This window comes from Micromonospora sp. NPDC050795 (assembly GCF_044456785.1).
Lineage (GTDB): Bacteria > Actinomycetota > Actinomycetes > Mycobacteriales > Micromonosporaceae > Micromonospora.
The window spans coordinates 13,402-34,249 of record NZ_JBITGE010000040.1; the positions used below are offsets into that span (position 1 = coordinate 13,402).

Here is a 20,848-nt window from a genome sequence, read left to right on the forward strand (position 1 = left end):
TCACGCCCGCAGATCACCGGCCGCGTCCAGTAGTTGGGCGACACCGGCGGCCCGGTCGGTGAGGTGCAACCGCAGCAACGGCCGCTCCCGACCGGCGAGAGCCTGACGGTCACCGGCGGCCTGCGCCGCCTGCAACTCACCGAAGGTGTACGGCTTGCCCGGCACCGCCAGGTCCTCGGCGACCGCGCCGGTCACCTGGAGGAAGCTGCCCACCTGCGGGCCGCCCTTGTGGTACTGGCCCGTCGAGTGCAGGAAGCGCGGACCCCAGCCGAAGGTGACCGGTCGGCCACCCGCCTGCGCCAGCAGCGACCGCAGCTTGGCCGTGTCGGCGTCGGCGAACCGGTCGAGGTACGCCATCACCGCGAGGTAACCGTCGTCGCCGAGCCCGTCGAGCAGCCAGCGCAGCACACCGGCCAGGTCCCCGGGAGCGCCCTGCGGGGCGTACACCTCGATCGCGCCCTCGGTGAACGACGGCGTCTCCGCCGGCAGGCCCGAGGCCAGGATCTTGTTGGTGTTCTCCTTGGACTCGGTGACGTTCGGCTGGTTGAACGGGTCGATGCCGAGCACCACACCGGCCACCGCGGTGGCGTACTCCCAGGCCAGGAACTGCGCGCCCAGCGGGCCGTTGACGGCCACGTCCGGGGTGGCCCCGCCGCCCGGCATGTCACCGGGGGCCAGCGCGCCGCCGTAACTGACAGTCAGCACGTCCGCGCCGGTGGCGCCGGGGCTCTGCGGAGACTCCACGACCACCGGCAGGATGCCCACCCCGGCCTTGCCCGTCGACTCGGCGATCAGCTGCTCGGCCCAGTCGCCGAGCCCGTCGATGCCGGTGCCGTCGGAGACCAGGGCGACCTTGTCCCGGGCGAGCGTGGCCGCCGCGCCCAGAGCGGCACCCAGCGCCAGAGCCGGGTTGTTCTGGTCCGCGCCGAGCGACGTGGCCAGCGCGTCGGCCTGGTCGAGCAGCTCCGCGACCTCGACCCCGGCCAGCGCCGAGGGCACCAGACCGAACGCGGTGAGCGCCGAGTAGCGACCGCCGACGTTCGGGTCGGCGAGCACCGTGAACGCGCCCATCTCGGCCGCGGTGGCCTCCAGCGGCGAACCCGGGTCGGTGACGATGACGAAGTGCCGGCCGGCCTCCGCCTCGGTCATCCCGGCGTCCAGGAACGCCTGCCAGTACGCGCGCCGGTGGCTGTCGGTCTCCACCGTCGACCCGGACTTGCTGGCCACCACCACGACGGTGCGCTCCAGCCGGTCACCGAGCGCCGCCCGGACCTGGCCCGGGTCGGTGGTGTCCAGAACCGTCAACGGGCGTCCCAGCGTCTGCGTGATCACCTCGGGGGCGAGCGAAGAGCCACCCATGCCAGCGAGCACCACGTGATCCAGGTCGGCCAGCTCCGCGCTCAGCTCGGCCAACTGGCCGAGCAGCTCGCGGCTGCGCCGGTGGGTGTCCACCCAGCCCAGCCGGATCTTGGCCTCGGCCTCGGCGTCCGGACCCCACAGGCTGGCGTCCTTGCCCGCCAGCTTGCCCGGGACGCCGGCCTTGACCAGCGCGTCCCGGGTCGAGGCCGGCGCGGCCTTGTCGACGGCGTCCGCGCCGTACACGGAGAGCCCGGCGGCTGCCTCCACCGGCCCCGCAAGCAGGTCGCTCATGCGCCACCAGCCTTGTCGGCGGCCTTGGCGTTGCCCTTGGCGGCCTTGTTCGGGGCGCCCTTGCCCTTCGCCGCTGCCTTCAGCGACTTGGTCACCCCGTCGAGCAGTTCCTGCCAGCTGACCTCGAACTTCTCGACGCCCTCGCGCTCCAGGGTGGCGATCACGTCGTCGATGTCGACCCCGACCGACTCCAGGTCCGCGAAGACCTTCCGGGCCGCGTCGTAGGCCCCGGTGACGGTGTCACCGCGGGTCTCGCCATGATCGGCGTACGCGTTGACGACCGACTCCGGCATGGTGTTGACCGTGCCGGGTGCGATCAGCTCCTCGACGTAGATGGTGTCCCGGTAGTCCGGGTTCTTCGTCGAGGTGGACGCCCACAGCGGCCGCTGCGGGTGCGCGCCTGCTGCGGCGAGCGCCTTCCAGCGGTCCGAAGCGAACACCTCGGTGTAGCGCTCGTACGCCAGTTGGGCGTTGGCGACGGCGGCCTTACCCCTGAGCGACTTGGCCTGCTCGGAGCCAATCTTCTCGAGCCGCTTGTCGACCTCGGCGTCGACCCGGGACACGAAGAAGGACGCGACCGAGCCGATCTTCGACAGGTCGTGGCCGTTGGCCTTGGCCTGCTCCAGGCCGGCGAGGAACGCCTCCATGACCGCCGAGTAGCGGTCCAGCCCGAAGATCAGTGTCACGTTGACGCTGATCCCCTCGGCGAGCGTGTCGGTGATCGCCGACAGGCCCTCCTCGGTGGCCGGGATCTTGATGTAGAGGTTGGGCCGGTCGACAAGCCACCACAGCGCCTTGGCCTCCGCGACGGTCTTGTCCGCGTCGTGCGCGCTGCGGGGGTCCACCTCGATCGAGACGCGGCCGTCGACGCCGTCGCTGCCGTCGTACGACGGGCGCATCACGTCGCAGGCCCACCGCACGTCGTACGTGGTGAGCATGCGGACGGCCTCTTCCACGTCCACGTCACGGATGGCGAGGTCGCGCAGCTGCCAGTTGTACTCGTCGGCGTCGCTGAGGGCCTTGGCGAAGATCGTCGGGTTGGTGGTGACGCCGGCCACGTGCTTCTCGCGGCGGAGCTGGTCCAGCCCACCGGAGCTCAGTCGTACCCGGGAAAGGTCGTCGAGCCAGACCGCCACGCCCGCGGCGGTCAGCTCATTCAGCTTGTCGGTCATGCCGTCCACGCTCCCTCAGTTGCCGGTCGTGAAACCGGTGATGTCGCCCACCCGGGCCAGCGAGGCGTGTGCCGCCGCCACGATCCGGTCACCGGTGAACCCGAACTGCTCGAAGAGCACGGTGTACGGGGCGCTCGCGCCGTAGTGCTCGATGCTGACGCTCTCGCCGAGGTCGCCGACGACGCCGCGCCAGGACATCGCGATGCCCGCCTCCACGCTCACCCGTGCCTTTACCCCGCGGGGGAGCACCGATTCCCGGTACGCCTCGTCCTGCTCGTAGAACCACTCCTGGCACGGCATCGAGACGACCCGGGTCGGGGTGCCGTCGGCCTCCAGCCGCTCCCGGGCGGTCAGGCAGAGCTGCACCTCGGAACCGGTGCCGACGATGATCACCTGGGGCTTGCCGTTGGACGCCTCGGCCAGCACGTAACCGCCCTTGGCCACACCCGCCGCGTCGCCCAGGACGCTCCGGTCCAGGGTCGGGAGGGCCTGGCGGCTCAGCGCCATGGCCGTCGGCCGGTCGGTGTGCTCCAGCGCCTGCCGCCACGCCCAGACGGTCTCGTTGGCGTCGGCCGGGCGGACCACGTCCAGACCCGGGATGGCGCGTAGCGCGGTCAGGTGCTCCACCGGCTGGTGGGTCGGGCCGTCCTCGCCGAGGCCGATCGAGTCGTGCGTCCAGACGTAGGTCACCGGCAGCTTCATCAGCGCGGCCAGCCGCACCGACGGACGCATGTAGTCGCTGAACACCAGGAACGTGCCGCCGTAGGGGCGGGTGCCGCCGTGCAGGGCGATGCCGTTGAGGATCGCGCCCATGGCGTGCTCACGGATGCCGAAGTGCAGCGTGCGGCCGTACTCGTGGCCCGGGAAGTCCTTGGTGGCGTGCGCCGCCGGGATGAACGACGGCTCGCCCTTCATCGTGGTGTTGTTGCTCTCGGCCAGGTCGGCCGAGCCACCCCACAGCTCCGGGAGCACCGGCGCGAGCGCCTCCAGCACCTTGCCGGAGGCGGCCCGGGTGGCCACACCCTTGGCGTCCGCCGGGAAGACCGGCAACGCGTCGGTCCAGCCGTCGGGGAGTACGCGACCAGCCAACCGCTCGTAGAGCGCGGTGCGCTCCGGGTTGGCCTTCTTCCAGGCGTCGAACGCGGCGGTCCACTCCTGCTCGGCCGCGTCGCCGCGCCCCATCACCGTGCGGGCGTGGCCGAGCACCTCCTCGTCGACCTGGAAGGTCTGCTCCGGGTCGAAGTCGAGGAGCCGCTTGGTGGCCTTCACCTCGTCGGCGCCGAGCGCCGAACCGTGGATCTTGCCGGTGTTCTGCTTGTTGGGCGCGGGCCAGCCGATGATGGTGCGCAGCGCGATGAAGGAGGGGCGGGCGGTCTCCGCCTTGGCGGCCACCAGCGCCGCGTACAGCGCCTCGGCGTCCTCGTGGTAGTCGCCCTGGTCGGCGTCGCCGCTGCGCCAGTCGACGGTCTGCACGTGCCAGCCGTACGCCTCGTAGCGGGCGGCCACGTCCTCACTCTTGGCGATCCGGGTGTCGTCCTCGATGGAGATCTCGTTGTCGTCGTAGATCACCGTGAGGTTGCCCAGCTGCTGGTGCCCGGCGAGGGCGCTGGCCTCGTGGCTGATGCCCTCCTCGATGTCACCGTCGGAGACGATGCACCAGATGTCGTGGTCGAAGACCGACGCGCCGAGCTCGGCCTCGGGGTCGAACAGGCCGCGCTCGCGGCGGGCCGCCATGGCCATGCCGACCGCGTTCCCCAGACCCTGCCCGAGCGGGCCGGTGGTGGTCTCCACGCCCGGCGTGTGCCCGTGCTCGGGGTGCCCCGGCGTCAGCGAGCCCCACTGCCGCAACGACTTCAGGTCGTCCAGGCTCAGCGGGTAACCGGAGAGGAACAGCTGGATGTAGAGCGTCAGGCTGGAGTGCCCGGCGGAGAGGACGAACCGGTCGCGGCCGGGCCAGTTCGGGTCGGCCGGGTTGTGCCGCATGACGCGGTTGAAGAGGAGGTACGCCGCGGGCGCGAGGCTCATCGCGGTGCCCGGGTGACCGTTGCCGGATTTCTCTACGGCGTCCATGGCCAGCACGCGGACGGTGTCTACGGCCCGGCGATCGAGGTCGGACCAGTTCAGTGCGGGGTGCTCGGGTCGTTTAACAGCCACGATGGTTGTGCTCCTCGGCAGATGGGCGGAACCCTCACCGATGACCTTATCGAGCGTCCCTAAACATGCGCCCGGGGATCTGCGCATGGTGTGCGCTACGTGACCATCCGGATGCTCGCTTCAACCCGGTGGTGTGACGGCCCGCACCGTTGTCGGGTCGGCCGGGCAGCCAAAACGACGACGCGTAGTGTGTGGGGCGGTATGCGGACCCGTGCGGTCCCGACCGATCCGATCTCCCCGTGCCCGACGCCGGAAGGTGGCAATCCGTGAGCATGATCACCGAGCGCCCCGCGAGCAACCCGGCCGGGCCACACCCGGCACGGGCGGCCGAGGGCCCGGTGGCCCGGCGGGACGTACGCGCGGTTCTCTCGGCGTACGTGTCGCTCACCAAGCCGCGGATCGTCGAGTTGCTGCTGGTCACCACCATCCCGGCGATGATGCTCGCCGAGGGTGGGCTGCCGTCGCTGTGGCTGATGGCCATCGTGCTGATCGGCGGCTCGCTCGCCGCCGGTGCGGCCAGCGTCCTCAACTGCTACATCGACCGCGACATCGACCAGTTGATGCGGCGTACCAAGCGTCGGCCGCTGCCGGCACACACCGTGTCGCCGCGGAGCGCGCTGATCTTCGGTCTGGTGCTGGCGGCGGTGTCGGTGGCCCTGATGGCGGCGTTCACCAACCTGCTGGCCGCCGGGCTGACCCTCGCCGCGATCGCCTACTACGACCTCGTCTACACCCTGTGGCTCAAGCGTTCCACCCCGACGAACACCTTCTGGGGCGGCGCCTGCGGGGCGGCACCGGTGCTGATCGGGTGGGCTGCGGTGACCGGCTCACTGGCGCCGGCCGCCTGGGGGCTCTTCGCTGTGGTCTTCTTCTGGCAGATGCCGCACTTCTACCCGCTCGCCATGAAGTACAAGGACGACTACGCCCGGGCCGGCATCCCGATGCTGCCGGTGGTGGCCTCGACCCGCCGGGTGAACGCCGAGATCCTGATCTTCGCGTGGCTCACCGTGCTCACCTCCCTGGCCGTCTGGCCGCTGGGGCTCAGCGCGATCTACGGGGTGCCGACCCTGGTGGTGGGTGCCATCTTCATCCTCGAGGCTCACCGACTCTGCCGACGCGCGACGCGTGGCGAGGCGGTCAAGCCGATGCGGCTGTTCCACTGGTCGACGACGTACCTGACGATCGTCTTCGTGGCCGTCGCGCTCGACGCGCTGATCTGACCCGTCCCGGCCGACTCCGCTCTCCGCTCTCCACGTGCGGTGGCCTGCGCCCGTCGGCTCCGCTGGCTGCCTTCTATTCGCGCCGCAGTGATCGATGCCGCTGATCTACTGACTAATCATGGACGTGGATGAGTTGTCCGGGTTTAACGTCACATCAGAGTAACTTTCAGCATGAGTCGGATCGGCTCAACCTGGGAGGGTTCGAGGGCGATTTGCCTGCGTGCTTTGGGCGTAAAAGTCGGTAAATAAACGGACAGTGAACCTGTGGTCGTCCTTAAACCTGTAGGTAATTGGCATCACAAAAGGTTCATGGTTCTCGCCCGACGGGGTGCAAGTCTGCTTAGGCTTCGCGTCATGGCAGATGGTTCCGATACGACGCTGACCGCTGAGCAGACCGCCAGTGAGCAGGCGCCCCAAGGCCTGGTTGCGGGTCTCAAGGCGTTCGCCGCAGAACACGGCGGCGCGAAGGCGGTCATCGAGTACGTCGGCAAGCGCGGCGCGCGAATCGTCCTGGTCGGTGCCGACGGTGAGTGGGGCGACCAGTTCGCCGACGACACCGTCACCGCCCGGGAGGCGTGCGCCAAGGCGGGAGTCACCGTCGAGAACGCCTGGGAGCGTGAACTGATGGACCAGATGCGTCCGAGCAACGACCTCTGGCGGTCGATGGCCCGGCGCACGATGGCCCGCTGAACAGACAGCTGAATTGACCACATATCACCAGTCGACCCGGGGGGAACCCCGGGTCGCTCTCGTCACCTGCTCCGACCTGGCCGACCTCGACCCGGACGACCGGCTGGTCCTCGCCCCGCTCGCCACCCGTGGCGTCGCCGTCCAGGCCGTCGTCTGGGACGACCCTGGCGTCGACTGGTCGTCCTACGACCTGGTCGTGCTCCGCTCACCCTGGGACTACGCGCTGCGCCGCGACGAGTTCGTGTCCTGGGCGTCGACAGTGCCGACGCTCGTCAACCCGGCCGACGTGGTCCGCTGGAACACCGACAAGCGCTACCTCGCCGAGCTGAGCGCCGCCGGCGTGCCAACCGTGCCGACAGCGTGGATCATGCCGGGGGAGAGCTGGCAGCCGCCCGCCGAGACCGGCGAGTACGTGCTCAAACCCGCCGTCAGCGCCGGCAGTCAGGACACCGGCCGGTACGACCTGGCCGACCCGGAGCACCGCGACCTGGCCGCCGCACACGTTCGCCGACTCTCCGAGGCCGGCCGGGTCACCATGGTCCAGCCGTACCTGCGGGCCGTCGACACCGAAGGCGAGACGGCTCTGCTCTTCCTGGCCGGCCCCGAGGGGCTCGCGTTCAGCCACGCGATCCGCAAGGGTCCGATGCTGTCCGGGCCGGACCTCGGTCCGGACGGGCTGTACAAGGCCGAGGAGATCACCACCCGCACCGCTCGCCCCGAACAGTTGGCGGTGGCCGAGCAGACCCTCGCGACGGTGCCCGGCGGCACCCGACAGCTGCTCTACGCCCGGGTCGACCTGATCCCCGGCCCGGACGGCGAGCCGGTCCTGGTCGAGCTGGAGCTGACCGAGCCGTCGCTCTTCATCGGGTACGCGGACGGCGCCCCCGAGCGCCTCGCCACCGCGATCACCACTCACCTGGCCCGCAACGCCTAACCGCTCACCCAACAAGCAACTCCCGAACGGCCGCCCGCGCCGCGCGCTCGCGCACCGTGCCGCCGCGCTGCCGTGCTGCCGTGCTGCCGTGCCGCCGTGCTGCCGTGCCGCCGTGCTGCCGTGCTGCCGTGCCGCCGTGCTGCCGTGCCGCCGTGCTGCCGTGCCGCCGTGCTTCGCTGCGTCCGTGCTGCTGCCGGCAAGATCGCGCAACATCTTGGTTCTAGTGGCTTCCTGGCGTTCGGTGGCCACTACATCCTGGTTCGAGTGCGATCTTGGTGGCCGTGGGTGCCAAGGCCGGGGTTCCGGTCTCCCCAGGGGCGGTGTTCGTCGTCAAGATCCGCGCAAGATCAGGGATGTTGCTGTCTCCGGCGTGTCGGAGGCAGCAATATCGGGGAAGTTGCTCGGATCTTGGGCGCGGGGCGCGGGGCGCGGGGCGCGGGGCGCGGGGCGCGGGGCGCGGGGCGCGGGGCGCGGGGCGCGGGGCGCGGGCGGTCAGGCGGTGACTGGTACCGGGGCGGCGGCGTCGGTCGGGGTGGCCTGGGGGGCCGGTGCGACCGGGCGGCGTTCCCGGGTGGACCACTGCACTGACAGCGCGGCCAGCAGTACCAGGCAGGAGCCGAGCATGTGCGCGCCGACCAGGAGCGCCGGCACGTGGGTGAAGTACTGCACGAAGCCGATCAGGCCCTGGCCCAACTCCACGGCGACCAGGATGATCGCGGCGCGGGTGGCCCGCTGCGCACCGACGGCGCGGAACGCGAAGATCAGCGCCACCGACAGGCCGATCAGCAGGAAGACCCCGTCGGCGTGCACCTGGGAGATCGTCTCCGGGTCGAGCCCGTTGCGGGCGGCGCCATGGTCGCCGGCGTGGGGGCCGCTGCCGGTGACCCAGGTGCCGACGGCCAGCACAGCGACGGTGACGCCGGTGGTGACCCGGGCCAGCGCGCGCAGCGGTGCGGGCACCACGGCCACGGTCGGGCCGTCGGGGTCGCCGACGCGTCGCCAGAGGGCGTACGCGGCGGCGATCACGGCCATCGAGGCGAGGAAGTGCAGCCCGACCACCCACGGGTTGAGGTTGGTCAGCACGGTGATGCCACCGATCACCGCCTGCGCGGGGATGCCCAGGAAGACCGCCACGGCCAGTGCGAGGAGCCCGGGTCGGCGGGGCCGGTGCAGCAGTACGGCCAGCACCGTGGCCAGCGCGATAAGACCCACCGCGAAGGTCAGCATCCGGTTGCCGAACTCGATGACGCCGTACACGCCCATCTCCGGCGTGGTGACGTAGGAATCGTCTGTGCACCGGGGCCAGGTGGGGCAGCCGAGGCCCGAGGCGGTCAGTCGGACGGCCCCGCCGGTGACGACGATGCCCACGTTCGCGATGATCGAGGCGAGCGCGAGGCGGCGCAGCAGGATGCCGGAGACCGGACGGACGATTCGGTTCACGGCGCAAATCCTACGCACCGTAGTGATCGAGGTTCGTCCGACTCCGTCAGTGCGGTGGTTGGGATCACCGGGGCCCGGGTTTGCGACCCTCCGGGTAATTACGTAACGTTGGCGTTGTGAAAAACGTGGCGGCGCTCTCCGGGCACCAACCGACGGCCGTTCCGGCTGTCGGTGCGTCCGCGTCCGCGCCTGCCGTGACCACGCCGGTCGGCCCCGCCGGGCCGGCGGCGGCCGAGGTCTCCACCCGGGATCGGGTCACCCAGTTGCTGTTGGAGCAGGGTGCCACCACCGCCGCGCAGCTTGGCGCGGCGCTCGGGCTCAGCCCGGCGGCGATTCGCCGACACCTCGACGCGATGCTTGCGGATGGTGACGTGTACGCCCGCGAGCAGCCCGTGCAGGGCAGTCGCGGTCGGGGCCGCCCGGCGAAGGTGTTCCTGCTGACCGAGGCCGCCCGGGTCCGCTGTGGCACACACCACTACGACAACATGGCCACCGCCGCGCTTCGCTGGATCGCCCGCAGCGGCGGCCCGGACGCGGTGGAGGCGTTCGCCACCGAGCAGGTGTCCGCTCTCGAGTCCCGCTGTCGGGCGGCAATGGAGGATGCGGGCGACGACCCTCTCGCCCGAGCCGAGGCACTTGCCGCAGCGCTCACGGGCGAGGGCTACGCTGCCAATGCGACCACGATCGCCTCTGGCGGCCAGCTCTGTCAGCACCACTGCCCGGTGGCGCACGTGGCCGCCGAGTTTCCTCAGCTGTGCGAGGCCGAGACCGCGGTCATCTCCCGTCTGGTCGGCACCCACGTGCAGCGTCTGGCCACCATCGCGCACGGCGACGGGGTGTGCACCACGCACATCCCGACCCAGCCGGGCCGTGTTCAATCCGGTAATCCCGTAACCACTGTGAGGACAGATAGATGACCGAGCAGATCGTCCAGCCCCTAACCCAGGAAGAGCAGCTCGCCGCCCTGGGCCGGTACGAGTACGGCTGGTCCGACCCGGACGCCGCCGGGGCAACTGCCCAGCGTGGCATCAACGAGGCGGTGGTGCGGGACATCTCGGCCAAGAAGGACGAGCCGGCGTGGATGCTCGACCTGCGGCTGAAGGGCCTGCGGCTGTTCGGCCGTAAGCCGATGCCGGCCTGGGGCGCGGACCTCACCGGAATCGACTTCGACAACATCAAGTACTTCGTCCGGTCGACCGAGAAGCAGGCCACCAGCTGGGAGGACCTGCCCGAGGACATCAAGAACACCTACGACCGGCTGGGCATCCCGGAGGCGGAGAAGCAGCGGCTGGTCGCCGGTGTCGCGGCGCAGTACGAGTCGGAGGTCGTCTACCACAAGATCCGCGAGGACCTTGAGGAGCAGGGCGTCCTCTTCCTGGACACCGACACGGCGCTGCGCGAGCACGAGGACGTCTTCAAGGAGTACTTCGGCACCGTGATCCCGGTCGGCGACAACAAGTTCGCCGCTTTGAACACCTCGGTGTGGTCCGGTGGCTCGTTCATCTACGTGCCGAAGGGCGTGCACGTCGAGATCCCGCTGCAGGCCTACTTCCGGATCAACACGGAGAACATGGGCCAGTTCGAGCGGACGCTGATCATCGTCGACGAGGGTGCGTACGTGCACTACGTCGAGGGCTGCACCGCGCCGCTCTACTCCTCCGACTCGCTGCACAGCGCGGTCGTGGAGATCATCGTCAAGAAGAACGCACGTTGCCGCTACACGACCATCCAGAACTGGTCGAACAACGTCTACAACCTGGTCACCAAGCGCGCCGTCTGCCACGAGGGCGCGACCATGGAGTGGGTCGACGGCAACATCGGCTCCAAGGTGACCATGAAGTACCCGGCGGTCTACATGACCGGAGAGCACGCCAAGGGCGAGGTGCTCTCGGTGGCGATGGCCGGCGAGGGTCAGCACCAGGACGCCGGCGCCAAGATGGTGCACGCCGCGCCGCACACCTCCTCGACCATCGTGTCGAAGTCGATCGCCCGTGGCGGCGGCCGCACCTCGTACCGGGGTCTGGTGCAGGTGCTGGAGGGTTCGCACCACAGCCGGAGCACTGTCAAGTGCGACGCACTGCTCGTCGACACGATCTCCCGCTCGGACACCTACCCGTACGTCGACATCCGTGAGGACGACGTGTCGATGGGGCACGAGGCGACCGTCTCCAAGATCAGTGATGACCAGCTCTTCTACCTGATGAGCCGGGGCCTGAGCGAGGACGAGGCGATGGCGATGATCGTGCGTGGCTTCATCGAGCCGATCGCCAAGGAACTCCCGATGGAGTACGCCCTGGAGCTCAACCGCCTGATCGAGCTTCAGATGGAGGGCGCGGTCGGCTGACGCCGCCGCTCCCCCGTGACGGGCCGGAACCTCGGCCCGTCACACCCGGCCCCAACTCGTCGTCACGGAACAGACCAAGGAAGACATGACTACCCAGGCTTCCGCGCCGCCGCCCAGCACCAAGTCGCAGGCGCTGCGCTCGTACGACGTCGCCGACTTCCCGGCCCTCACCGGCCTGGAGGAGGAGTGGCGCTTCACCCCACTCAAGCGCCTGCGCGGCCTTAGCGGCGACGCGCCGGCCGCGACCGGCGCGGTCCGACACGAGTACGGTGACCTGCCCGAGGGCGTCGCCATCACCCGGGTCGGCCGTGACGACGAGCGCGTCGGCAGCGTGCTGATCCCGGTCGACCGGGTCAGCGCGCTGGCCTACGGTGCCGCCGCAGACGCCCTGCTGCTGCGGGTGGCCCCCGACGTGGTGCTCGGCGAGGCGGTGCGGCTGCGGGTGGTCGGCGAGGGCGTCGAGCAGCCGGCGTTCGGTCACACCTTCGTCGAGGTGGGCCGGTTCGCCGAGGCGACAGTGGTGCTGGAGCACGTCGGGTCGGCCACCCTGGCCGACAACGTCGAGGTCGCCGTGGCCGATGGTGCGAAGCTGACGCTGGTCACGGTCGCCGACTGGGCCGACGACGCGGTCCAGGCCCAGCACCTGAAGATCAAGCTGGGTCGGGACGCCAAGGTCATTCACATTCAGGTCTCCCTGGGTGGCGACCTGGTCCGGCAGTTCACCAGCGTGGAATACACCGGGCGCGGGGGCGAGGCCGAGCTGTACGGCGTCTACTTCGCCGACTCCGGCCAGCACCTGGAGCACCGGCAGCTGGTCGACCACAATGTGCCGGACTGCCGCAGCTACGTCGGCTACCGGGGCGCTCTGCAGGGCGAGAGCGCGCACACCGTCTGGGTGGGCGACGTGCTCATCCAGGCCGAGGCGACCGGCACCGACACGTACGAGATCAACCGGAACCTGCTGCTCACCGACGGCGCGCGGGCGGACTCCGTACCCAATCTGGAGATCGAGACCGGCGAGATCGCCGGTGCCGGTCACGCCAGCGCGACCGGCCGCTTCGACGACGAGCAGCTGTTCTATCTGATGGCCCGGGGCATCCCGGAGAGTGAGGCCCGCCGGCTGGTGGTCCGTGGCTTCTTCGCCGAGCTGATCAACAAGATCCCGGTGGAGTCGCTGCGGGAGAGCCTCGGCGACACGATCGAGGCCCGGCTGACCAAGGCCGGCGCTTGATGATCCGGCTCTGCTCCACCGAGGACGTGCCGAAGGGCACCGCGATCCGCGCGGACGTCGACGGCACCCCGATCGCCCTGGTGCACGGCGAGGACGGCGCCTTCTACGCCGCGTACGACGAGTGCTCGCACGCCGCTGTCGCGCTCTCCGAGGGCGAGGTCGACGGCTGCACGCTCGAGTGCTGGTTGCACGGCTCGCGCTTCGACCTGCGCACCGGCGAGCCGACCGGCCTGCCCGCCACCGAACCCGTCCCCGTCTACCCCGTCGAAGTCCGCGACGGCGACATCTACCTCAGCCTGACGCCGAGTAATGGAGTGACCCGATAATGAGCACCCTGGAGATCCGCGACCTGAAGGTGTCGGTCAAGCTGCCCGAGGGTGAGCTCAAGCCGATCCTGGCCGGCGTCGACCTGACCGTGAAGTCGGGCGAGACCCACGCGATCATGGGCCCGAACGGTTCCGGCAAGTCCACCCTGGCGTACTCGATCGCCGGCCACCCCAAGTACGAGATCACCGGCGGTACGGTGACCCTCGACGGCGAGGACGTGCTGGCGATGACTGTCGACGAGCGCGCTCGCGCCGGTCTCTTCCTGGCCATGCAGTACCCGGTCGAGGTGCCCGGCGTCTCGGTGGCGAACTTCCTGCGGACCGCGAAGACCGCCATCGACGGCGAGGCGCCGAAGCTCCGTACCTGGGGTGGCGAGCTGCGCGGCGCCATGGAGCGCCTCCAGATGGACCCGGCGTTCGCTCAGCGCAACGTGAACGAGGGCTTCTCCGGTGGTGAGAAGAAGCGGCACGAGATCGTCCAGCTGGAGCTGCTCAAGCCGAAGATCGCGATCCTCGACGAGACCGACTCCGGCCTCGACGTGGACGCGCTGCGCGTGGTCAGCGAGGGCGTCAACCGGGTCCGCGACACCGGCGACACCGGCGTGCTGCTGATCACCCACTACACGCGGATCCTGCGCTACATCAAGCCGGACTTCGTGCACGTCTTCGTGGCCGGCCGGATCGTCGAGCAGGGCGGCCCGGAGCTGGCAGACAAGCTCGAGGCCGAGGGCTACGAGCGGTACGCCGCCGGGGCCGGCACGGCCAAGGCCTGAGCGAAGGAGGCGCTGCCGAGATGACCAGCATCGCGATCCCCGAGGGGATGCCGCAGTACGACGACGTGCCGCGTTTCGACGTGGCCCGGGTGCGCGCCGATTTCCCGATCCTGGACCGGGAGATCAACGGGCATCCGCTGGTCTACCTCGACAGCGCCAACACCTCGCACAAACCGCGCCAGGTGCTCGACGTGCTCGACGAGCACTACGCGCGGCACAACGCCAACGTGTCGCGGTCGGTGCACACGCTGGGCACCGAGGCCACCGAGGCGTACGAGGGGGCGCGGGCGAAGGTCGCCGCGTTCATCAACGCGCCGAGCGTCGACGAGGTGGTGTTCACCAAGAACTCCACCGAGGCGATCAACATCGTGGCGTACGCCTTCTCGAACGCCTCGCTGCGAGCGGACGCCGACCCCCGGTTCCGGCTCGGTCCCGGCGACGAGGTGGTGATCTCCGAGATGGAGCACCACTCGAACATCGTCCCGTGGCAGCTGCTCTGTGAGCGGACCGGCGCGACCCTGCGCTGGTTCCCGGTCACCGACCAGGGCCGGCTGGACGAGTCGGGCCTGGAGGACCTGGTCACCGAACGGACGAAGATCGTCTCGTTGGTGCACGTGTCGAACATCCTGGGCACTGTCAACGCGACCTCCCGGATCACCGCTCGGGTCCGCGAGGTGGGCGCGCTGCTGCTGCTGGACTGCTCGCAGTCGGCGCCGCACCTGCCCCTCGACGTGGTCGACCTGGACGCCGACTACATCGTGTTCACCGGCCACAAGATGTGCGGCCCGACCGGCATCGGTGTGCTCTGGGGCCGGGCCGAGCTGCTGGCGGCCATGCCGCCGGTGATGGGTGGCGGCTCGATGATCGAGACGGTCACCATGGGCCGCTCGACGTTCGCCGCCCCGCCGGCCCGGTTCGAGGCCGGCACCCCGCCGATCGCCGAGGCGGTCGCGTTGGGCGCGGCGGTGGACTACCTGACCGGCGTCGGGATGCGGGCCATCCAGTGGCACGAGAAGGAGCTGACGGCGTACGCGCTGGACGCCTTCGGCTCGGTGCCGGACCTGCGGATCTTCGGCCCGACAGTGCCGGTGGGCCGGGGCGGCACCATCTCGTTCGCGCTCGGCGACGTGCACCCGCACGACGTGGGACAGGTGCTCGACTCGCTCGGTGTGCAGGTGCGGGTGGGTCACCACTGTGCCAAGCCGGTGTGCAGTCGGTTCGGCGTCCCGGCCATGACCCGGGCCTCGTTCTACCTCTACACCACCACCGAGGAGATCGACGCTCTGGTGGCCGGTCTGGAGCAGGTACGGAAGGTGTTCGACTGATGCAGCTCGATCAGCTCTACCAGGAGATCATCCTGGACCACTACAAGCGCCCGCACGGGCGTGGCCTGCGCGATGCCGACGACCCGGGCGACCAGGTCGCGGAGGCGCACCACGTCAACCCCACCTGCGGTGACGAGGTCACCGTCCGGGTGGCCACCGACGGCACTGTGCTGCACGACATCTCGTACGACGGGATGGGCTGCTCGATCAGCCAGGCGTCGGCGAGTGTGCTGCACGAGTTGCTGCGTGGTCGGGGCGCCGGGGAAGCATTCGAGGTGCACGAGGCGTTCGTGGAGTTGATGTCCGGACGTGGCCAGGTCACGCCGGACGAGGACGTGCTCGGTGACGGGGTTGCTTTCGCGGGTGTGGCCCGTTACCCCGCCCGGGTCAAGTGCGCGCTGCTGCCGTGGATGGCGTTCATGGACGCCGCGGCACGCGCCGGTGTGGGCGTGAGCCCGGAGGTGAAGGCGTGAGCGAGCGTCAGCGAGCGAATGACACAGTGGTGCCCTGCGGCATCACGCAGCGAAGCGGAGGGACGGCATGAGCGAGCACATCGCTGCTACTGAGGCGACGCCGGAGGCCGGTGACACCACTGTGGTGCCGCAGACCGACGCCGCGACCACCGACGGCACCTCTGACGCCGCCGCTCCTGCGGGCGGCGTCAGCAAGGCCATGATCGCCGACATCGAGGAGGCGATGAAGGACGTCGTCGACCCGGAGCTCGGCATCAACGTGGTCGACCTTGGCCTCGTGTACGGCGTCCACGTCGACGAGGAGAACGTCGCCACCCTGGACATGACGCTCACCTCGGCGGCCTGCCCGCTGACCGACGTCATCGAGGACCAGACCCGGCAGGCGCTGACCACCGGCCCCGGCGGTGGCCTGGTCAACGACATCCGGATCAACTGGGTGTGGCTCCCGCCGTGGGGCCCGGACAAGATCACTGACGAGGGTCGGGACCAGCTTCGCTCCCTCGGCTTCAACGTCTGAACCGATCCCACTTCGTCGAGCGCGGTACCCGTCCGGGTGCCGCGCTCGACGCCTTTGCAGGCCAGCCTCGAAAGTAGTGGAACGGATCGTTCCGGTCTGCTAAGCTGAACTCATCAAACGGAGCGGAACATTCCGATCCGACAGCGGGTGGGTCAGCTCGCTGGAAGCCGGCGGAGAGGGCAGAACAATGAGCGGGATGGCGGCGGGGCAGTGGCGGACCGTGCTCGACGAGGCGCACGCGGCGCTTCGGACGGCAGTCGAGGGAGTTCCGGCCGACGCCTGGGAGCGGCCCACCCCGTGCGAGCGGTGGAACGTCACCCAGGTGCTTCAGCACGCGGTCGGCGACCAGCTCGCCTTCGCGGCGGCGATCGACGGCGGGCCGGGGCCGGCGGAGGACCCGTTCGCACCCTCCGGTCGGTTCGACGGTGACAAGCTCGCCGGCCTGCGCGCCGCCCTCGACGCGTCCGCCCGGGCCTGGAAGGGCGTCGCCGACGACGACCCGGAGGTGCCCACGCCGCTGCCTCAGGGCAAGCTGCCGGCCGAGGTCGGCGCCGTAGCGTGCGCCCTGGACGCCGCAGTGCACGCCTGGGACATCGCGGTGGCCACCGGCCAGCCGTCCCCGCTCGGCGCCGAACTGGCCCGCCCCCTGCTGGTGGTGGCCCGGCAGATCGTCGAGCCGCTGCGGGCCTACGGCGCTTACGCCCCGGCGATCGACTCCGCTCCGGAGGCCGACGAGGTCACCGCCCTGCTCTCCTACCTCGGTCGCGACCCCCGACTGGCCGCCTGAGGTTCGGCTCTGCTCCCTCGGCCGATCCCAGAACGCCCCAAGATCGCCCTCGATCCTCGATGTAGTGGCCTCGGTGCGTCGCCGAGGCCACTACATCCTGGTTCGAGTGCGATCTTGGTGGCGCGTGTGTGTCGTCAAGATCTGAGCAGGATCAGGGATGTTGCTGTCTCCGCCGTGTCGGAGGCAGCAACATCGGGGAAGTTGCTCGGATCTTGCGCGGGGCGCGGGGCGCGGGGCGCGGGGCGCGGGGCGCGGCGGAATATCGGTGGCGGGGGCGCGGGTCCGGCGCGGAGGATGCGCGTGTGACTGAGGCGTACCCGAAGCAGGTTCCTGTCCGTGCGGCCACTGCCGTGCGTCGACAGCGCAGCCTGCCCCGGCCCGCCTCGATCCCGCGCCCGCCGTCGTGAGCGGCGCGTTTTTCGCCGGTCTCGTGGCCGGCTACGGCGTCGCCGTCCCCGTCGGCGCGATCGCGATTCTGATCATGGGGCTCAGCGCCCGTACGTCGTTTCGGGTGGGTGCGGCCGCAGCGCTCGCGGTGGCGACGGCCGACGGGCTCTACGCGGTGGTGGCCGTGCTCGGCGGCGCGGGCCTGGCCGGGATCATCGCGCCGGTCGCCGGGCCCCTGCGGGTGGTCGCCGCCGTGGTGCTGCTGGGCCTCGCCGGGCACGGCCTGTGGCGGACGTGGTCCGCGCACCGCTCGCGGCGACCGCCGACGGCACGCGACGGTGGGGGCATGAGCACTCCGGGGCGGGCCTACGCGGCGCTGCTCGGGTTGACCCTGCTGAACCCGATGACGGTGCTCTACTTCACCGCCCTGGTGCTCGGCCGCCGGGACACAGCCGACTCAGGGATGGTCCCGATGAGCCTCTTCGTGGCCGGGGTGTTCCTCGCGTCGGCGAGCTGGCAACTGGTCATCGCCGGCGGTGGCACCGTGGTCGGCCGGGCGCTGACCGGGCCGCGTGGCCGGCTGGTCACCGGCCTGGTCTCCAGCGCGCTCATCGCCGCGTTGGCGGTGGCCGCGCTCCTGCCAGGCTGAACGGCCACGGCGACCATCCGACGCGGCGGCCGACCCGCGGGAGGTCGCGGCCGATCCGGACCAGGTTCACGGGCGGCTCAGCCACCCGGACGGCGCCCGACCGCGCCGGGTCGGCGGTGTCGCCGGGCGTGTTCCTGGCCGGGCACACGGGCCGCCCGGGGGCCCGGACGGGTTCGCTGTGCCGTACGGTCGGGCGATGACCAGTCGACCCGCAGCCGGCGGAGGCCGGTGGGTCGAGGTCGACCCGGCCCGCGTCGGCCGCTGGGTCGAGGGCTTCGCCGACCGGCACGGCCCGCCCGGCACCAGCGCGAGGGATTACGGCCTGCTGCTCGCCGCCCCGGACGGGGCAACCGCCGAGCTGCACGCCCCGCCGGGTGCGCCGGCCGGCGCGGACGTGGCCGGCTTCGTGGCCTCCGCTGTCATGCCCCGCCGGATCGGCCTGCTGCTGGCGCGCAAGGGCGCGGTGGCGCTCGGGGTGGCCGAGGGCGGCGACCTCGTCGTCTCCAAGGTGGACACCCGCTACGTGCAGGGGCGCACCGCTGCGGGCGGATGGTCGCAGCACCGGTTCGCCCGCCGGCGTGACAACCAGGCAAAGGCGGCGCTGGGCGACGCGGCGGATCTGGCCGTACGGCTGCTGTTGCCGGAGGTGGCGACGCTCGCCGCGTTGGTGTGCGGCGGTGACCGGCGGGCGGTGGACGGGGTGTTGACCGACCGGCGGTTGGCCCCGCTCGTGCCGTTGCGGGCGGAGCGGCTGCTCGACGTGCCGGAGCCCCGGCACGCGGTGCTGGTCGCGGCGGTGGGTGCGGCCCGGGCGGTACGGATCCTGGTGCGCGACCCCGACTGACCTCGGCCCGCACCGGCGGCGTCGCAGGCCTGCACGGGCCGGCTCGGAGGCCCCCGCACCGGCGGCGTCGGCGGCCCGCACCGGCGGCGGCGGAGGGGCGACGGTCGCCACCTGGAACGGGGTTCGCGGCGTGCTGTCCTGCCGGCCGCTGGAGGATGGGCGCGTGGAGTTTCTCGTTGACATGGTGACGACGGTGCCGCAGGGGACGTCGGAGGACGGCGTCGCCGACATGCGTGCGCGAGAGGCCGCGCGTTCGGCCGAGCTGACGGCTCAGGGCAGTCTCCTGCGGTTGTGGCGACCGCCGCTGGCACCGGGGGAGTGGCGTACGTGGGGGCTGTTTCAGGCCGACGACGCCGATGAGCTGGAAGCCGTGCTCGCGTCGATGCCGCTGCGGGCCTGGCGGCGCGAGACCGTGACGCCGTTGACGCCGCACCCGAACGACCCGGGTCAGCCGCCTCGCTGAGCCGGCGAGGGCACGCCGCCTCGACAGGCACGCCACGGGACACGTCCGTCAGCAGGGAGATCATCATGTCCGACGCTCAGATTCTGCGTACCGTCCTCGACCGGTGGAAATCGGCCGTCGACGCCCACGAGCCCGACCGGGTCGCGGCGTGCTTCACCGACGACGCGATCTTCCAGGGGTTGCAGCCGTACACGGTCGGTCCTGCCGGCGTCGCCGCGTACTACACCGGACAGCCGCTCGGCCTGACCGCCGCGTACGACATCCGGGAAATCCGCCGTCTCGCCGACGACGTGGTCCTCGGCTACCTGGAGGTGGAGTTCGGCTTCACCGACCGGCCGGCGCTGACCGTCAACCTCGGAGTGCTCCTGCGGCGGGTCGACGACGACTGGCTCATCGGCCACTACCAGGTCTCGCGGCTCACCTGACCCCGAAGCTTCGGCCCGGAATGACAATCGTGGCAGGCCCACCGGGGGCCTGCCACGATCTCGGAGCGGGTGTCAGAGCTGGTCGGTTCCGAAGGTGTCGCAGGTCTTCGGGTCGCCGCGGTCGTAGCCCTGGGTGAACCAACGCTTGCGCTGCTCGGACGTGCCGTGGGTGAACTGGTCGGGGTTGACCCGCCCGCCGGAGCGCTCCTGGATGCTGTCGTCGCCGATCGCCTCGGCGGCCTGCACCGCCTCGCTGATGTCGGTCTGGGTGATGGACTTGAACAGCGGTTCCTGGCCGGTCTTGTCCTTGCTCTCGGTGGCGTGCTTGGCCCAGGCACCGGCGTAGCAGTCGGCCTGCAACTCGAGCCGCACGGAGGCGGACGTGGGTCCGCTCTGGTCGCCCTGGCCGGCCTTGGCGTTGGTGCCGAGGAGGTTCTGGATGTGGTGTCCGTACTCGTGGGCGAGCACGTACGGCTGGGCGAACTCGCCCTTCGCCCCGAACCGGGACGCCAACTCGTCGTAGAAGCTCAGGTCGATGTAGACCTGCTTGTCGGCGGGGCAGTAGAACGGGCCGACGCCCGAGTCGGCCTGCCCGCAGCCGGTGTTGACGGCGGCCTGGAAGAAGTTGGTGTCGGTCTGCTCGTACTCTCCCTTGCCCAACTCCGGGTACGCCTTCTGCCAGTAGGCCTGGATGCTGTTGACGTAGAGCGCGTTGCGGCAGCGCGCGTCGTCGAGACGCTCGGGGTTGTCGCGGGAGCACAACTGCTCCAGGTCGGTGCCGCCGGCCTGACCGCCCTCGTCGCCGTTTGTCATGGCGTTGAGGCCGAAACCGCCGCCGAGCAGCGCGATGAGCACGGCCACCACGATGCCGATGATGCCGCCCCGACCGCCGCCTCCGGGGATCGGGATGCCGAGGCCGCCTCCGCCTCCGCCGCCTCCGCCACCGCGGCCCACGTCGTTGACCTGCGAGGTGTCGATTTCGGCCCGCTCGTTGAGTTCCATGGTGACCCCGATCGCCGTATGCCGGTGAGTGTCTTTTGTGTG

The 20,848-nt window shown here is 70.7% G+C and carries 21 protein-coding genes; 16 read left to right on the forward strand and 5 right to left on the reverse strand.

Annotated elements, in window-relative coordinates:
* The 3 genes from ACIBEF_RS27600 to tkt are packed head-to-tail and all read right to left on the reverse strand — an operon-like array spanning position 1 to position 4,976.
* Positions 1-1,650, reverse strand: a complete 1,650-nt coding sequence (locus ACIBEF_RS27600; RefSeq protein WP_396796099.1) for a glucose-6-phosphate isomerase — start codon at positions 1,648-1,650, stop codon at positions 1-3.
* The gene (gene tal, locus ACIBEF_RS27605) at positions 1,647-2,822 is read right to left on the reverse strand and encodes a transaldolase (RefSeq protein ID WP_396796101.1); all 1,176 of its coding nucleotides are present in this window, start codon (positions 2,820-2,822) and stop codon (positions 1,647-1,649) included. Before tal ends, ACIBEF_RS27600 begins: the two co-directional genes overlap by 4 nt.
* Before the next feature lie 15 nt (positions 2,823-2,837).
* Positions 2,838-4,976: a transketolase gene (tkt, locus tag ACIBEF_RS27610; RefSeq protein ID WP_396796103.1), complete on the reverse strand. Its 2,139-nt coding sequence runs from the start codon at positions 4,974-4,976 to the stop codon at positions 2,838-2,840.
* Positions 4,977-5,242: 266 nt separating this feature from the next.
* Here tkt and ACIBEF_RS27615 point away from each other — a divergent pair, with 266 nt between their 5' ends.
* The 3 genes from ACIBEF_RS27615 to ACIBEF_RS27625 all read left to right on the forward strand — a co-directional run bounded on the left by ACIBEF_RS27615 (position 5,243) and on the right by ACIBEF_RS27625 (position 7,820).
* Complete coding sequence (locus ACIBEF_RS27615) at positions 5,243-6,196, forward strand: heme o synthase (RefSeq protein ID WP_357229939.1); 954 nt, start codon at positions 5,243-5,245, stop codon at positions 6,194-6,196.
* 354 nt (positions 6,197-6,550) lie between these two features.
* A complete protein-coding gene (locus ACIBEF_RS27620) occupies positions 6,551-6,886 on the forward strand; it encodes a hypothetical protein (protein ID WP_396796105.1) in 336 nt (111 codons plus the stop codon).
* Between the two features lie 13 nt (positions 6,887-6,899).
* Positions 6,900-7,820 (forward strand): RimK family alpha-L-glutamate ligase, encoded by a 921-nt coding sequence (locus ACIBEF_RS27625; protein ID WP_396796107.1) that lies wholly within the window; start codon positions 6,900-6,902, stop codon positions 7,818-7,820.
* Positions 7,821-8,312: 492 nt separating this feature from the next.
* On the opposite strand, the gene ACIBEF_RS27630 is transcribed toward ACIBEF_RS27625, so the two are convergent.
* Complete coding sequence (locus ACIBEF_RS27630; RefSeq protein ID WP_396796109.1) at positions 8,313-9,278, reverse strand: heme A synthase; 966 nt, start codon at positions 9,276-9,278, stop codon at positions 8,313-8,315.
* A gap of 98 nt (positions 9,279-9,376) precedes the next feature.
* Between ACIBEF_RS27630 and ACIBEF_RS27635 the strand changes: the two genes are divergently transcribed.
* The 13 genes from ACIBEF_RS27635 to ACIBEF_RS27695 all read left to right on the forward strand — a co-directional run bounded on the left by ACIBEF_RS27635 (position 9,377) and on the right by ACIBEF_RS27695 (position 19,804).
* Positions 9,377-10,177, forward strand: coding sequence for a helix-turn-helix transcriptional regulator (locus ACIBEF_RS27635; RefSeq protein WP_396796111.1), 801 nt, complete (start codon positions 9,377-9,379; stop codon positions 10,175-10,177).
* A complete protein-coding gene (gene sufB / locus ACIBEF_RS27640) occupies positions 10,174-11,604 on the forward strand; it encodes a Fe-S cluster assembly protein SufB (protein WP_396796113.1) in 1,431 nt (476 codons plus the stop codon). The genes ACIBEF_RS27635 and sufB overlap by 4 nt, the downstream gene beginning before the upstream one ends.
* Positions 11,605-11,689: 85 nt before the next feature.
* Entirely contained in the window at positions 11,690-12,835 is a 1,146-nt protein-coding gene (gene sufD, locus ACIBEF_RS27645; protein WP_396796114.1) for a Fe-S cluster assembly protein SufD, read from the forward strand.
* Entirely contained in the window at positions 12,835-13,161 is a 327-nt protein-coding gene (locus ACIBEF_RS27650; protein WP_396796115.1) for a non-heme iron oxygenase ferredoxin subunit, read from the forward strand. Before sufD ends, ACIBEF_RS27650 begins: the two co-directional genes overlap by 1 nt.
* Positions 13,161-13,934, forward strand: a complete 774-nt coding sequence (gene sufC / locus ACIBEF_RS27655) for a Fe-S cluster assembly ATPase SufC (RefSeq protein WP_007462702.1) — start codon at positions 13,161-13,163, stop codon at positions 13,932-13,934. The genes ACIBEF_RS27650 and sufC overlap by 1 nt, the downstream gene beginning before the upstream one ends.
* Positions 13,935-13,954: 20 nt before the next feature.
* Positions 13,955-15,259 (forward strand): cysteine desulfurase, encoded by a 1,305-nt coding sequence (locus tag ACIBEF_RS27660; RefSeq protein WP_355009956.1) that lies wholly within the window; start codon positions 13,955-13,957, stop codon positions 15,257-15,259.
* Positions 15,259-15,732 carry a Fe-S cluster assembly sulfur transfer protein SufU gene (sufU, locus tag ACIBEF_RS27665; protein WP_396796118.1) on the forward strand — a complete coding sequence of 158 codons (474 nt, stop codon included), beginning with the start codon at positions 15,259-15,261 and terminating at the stop codon, positions 15,730-15,732. Before ACIBEF_RS27660 ends, sufU begins: the two co-directional genes overlap by 1 nt.
* A gap of 67 nt (positions 15,733-15,799) precedes the next feature.
* Positions 15,800-16,249, forward strand: a complete 450-nt coding sequence (locus tag ACIBEF_RS27670; RefSeq protein WP_396796121.1) for a metal-sulfur cluster assembly factor — start codon at positions 15,800-15,802, stop codon at positions 16,247-16,249.
* Positions 16,250-16,436: 187 nt separating this feature from the next.
* A complete protein-coding gene (locus tag ACIBEF_RS27675) occupies positions 16,437-17,036 on the forward strand; it encodes a TIGR03086 family metal-binding protein (RefSeq protein WP_396796123.1) in 600 nt (199 codons plus the stop codon).
* A 403-nt stretch (positions 17,037-17,439) separates the two neighbouring features.
* Positions 17,440-18,072: a LysE family transporter gene (locus ACIBEF_RS27680; protein ID WP_396796124.1), complete on the forward strand. Its 633-nt coding sequence runs from the start codon at positions 17,440-17,442 to the stop codon at positions 18,070-18,072.
* 196 nt (positions 18,073-18,268) lie between these two features.
* Positions 18,269-18,916 (forward strand): acVLRF1 family peptidyl-tRNA hydrolase, encoded by a 648-nt coding sequence (locus tag ACIBEF_RS27685; RefSeq protein WP_396796125.1) that lies wholly within the window; start codon positions 18,269-18,271, stop codon positions 18,914-18,916.
* A gap of 163 nt (positions 18,917-19,079) precedes the next feature.
* On the forward strand, positions 19,080-19,379 hold the full coding sequence (locus tag ACIBEF_RS27690; protein WP_238682673.1) for a muconolactone Delta-isomerase family protein: 300 nt from the start codon (positions 19,080-19,082) through the stop codon (positions 19,377-19,379).
* Positions 19,380-19,444: 65 nt separating this feature from the next.
* Positions 19,445-19,804, forward strand: coding sequence for a YybH family protein (locus ACIBEF_RS27695; RefSeq protein WP_396796127.1), 360 nt, complete (start codon positions 19,445-19,447; stop codon positions 19,802-19,804).
* Between the two features lie 72 nt (positions 19,805-19,876).
* Here the strand turns inward: ACIBEF_RS27695 and ACIBEF_RS27700 are convergent, their stop codons facing one another.
* A complete protein-coding gene (locus ACIBEF_RS27700; RefSeq protein WP_396796128.1) occupies positions 19,877-20,806 on the reverse strand; it encodes a neutral zinc metallopeptidase in 930 nt (309 codons plus the stop codon).
* Between the last annotated feature and the right edge of the window lie 42 nt (positions 20,807-20,848).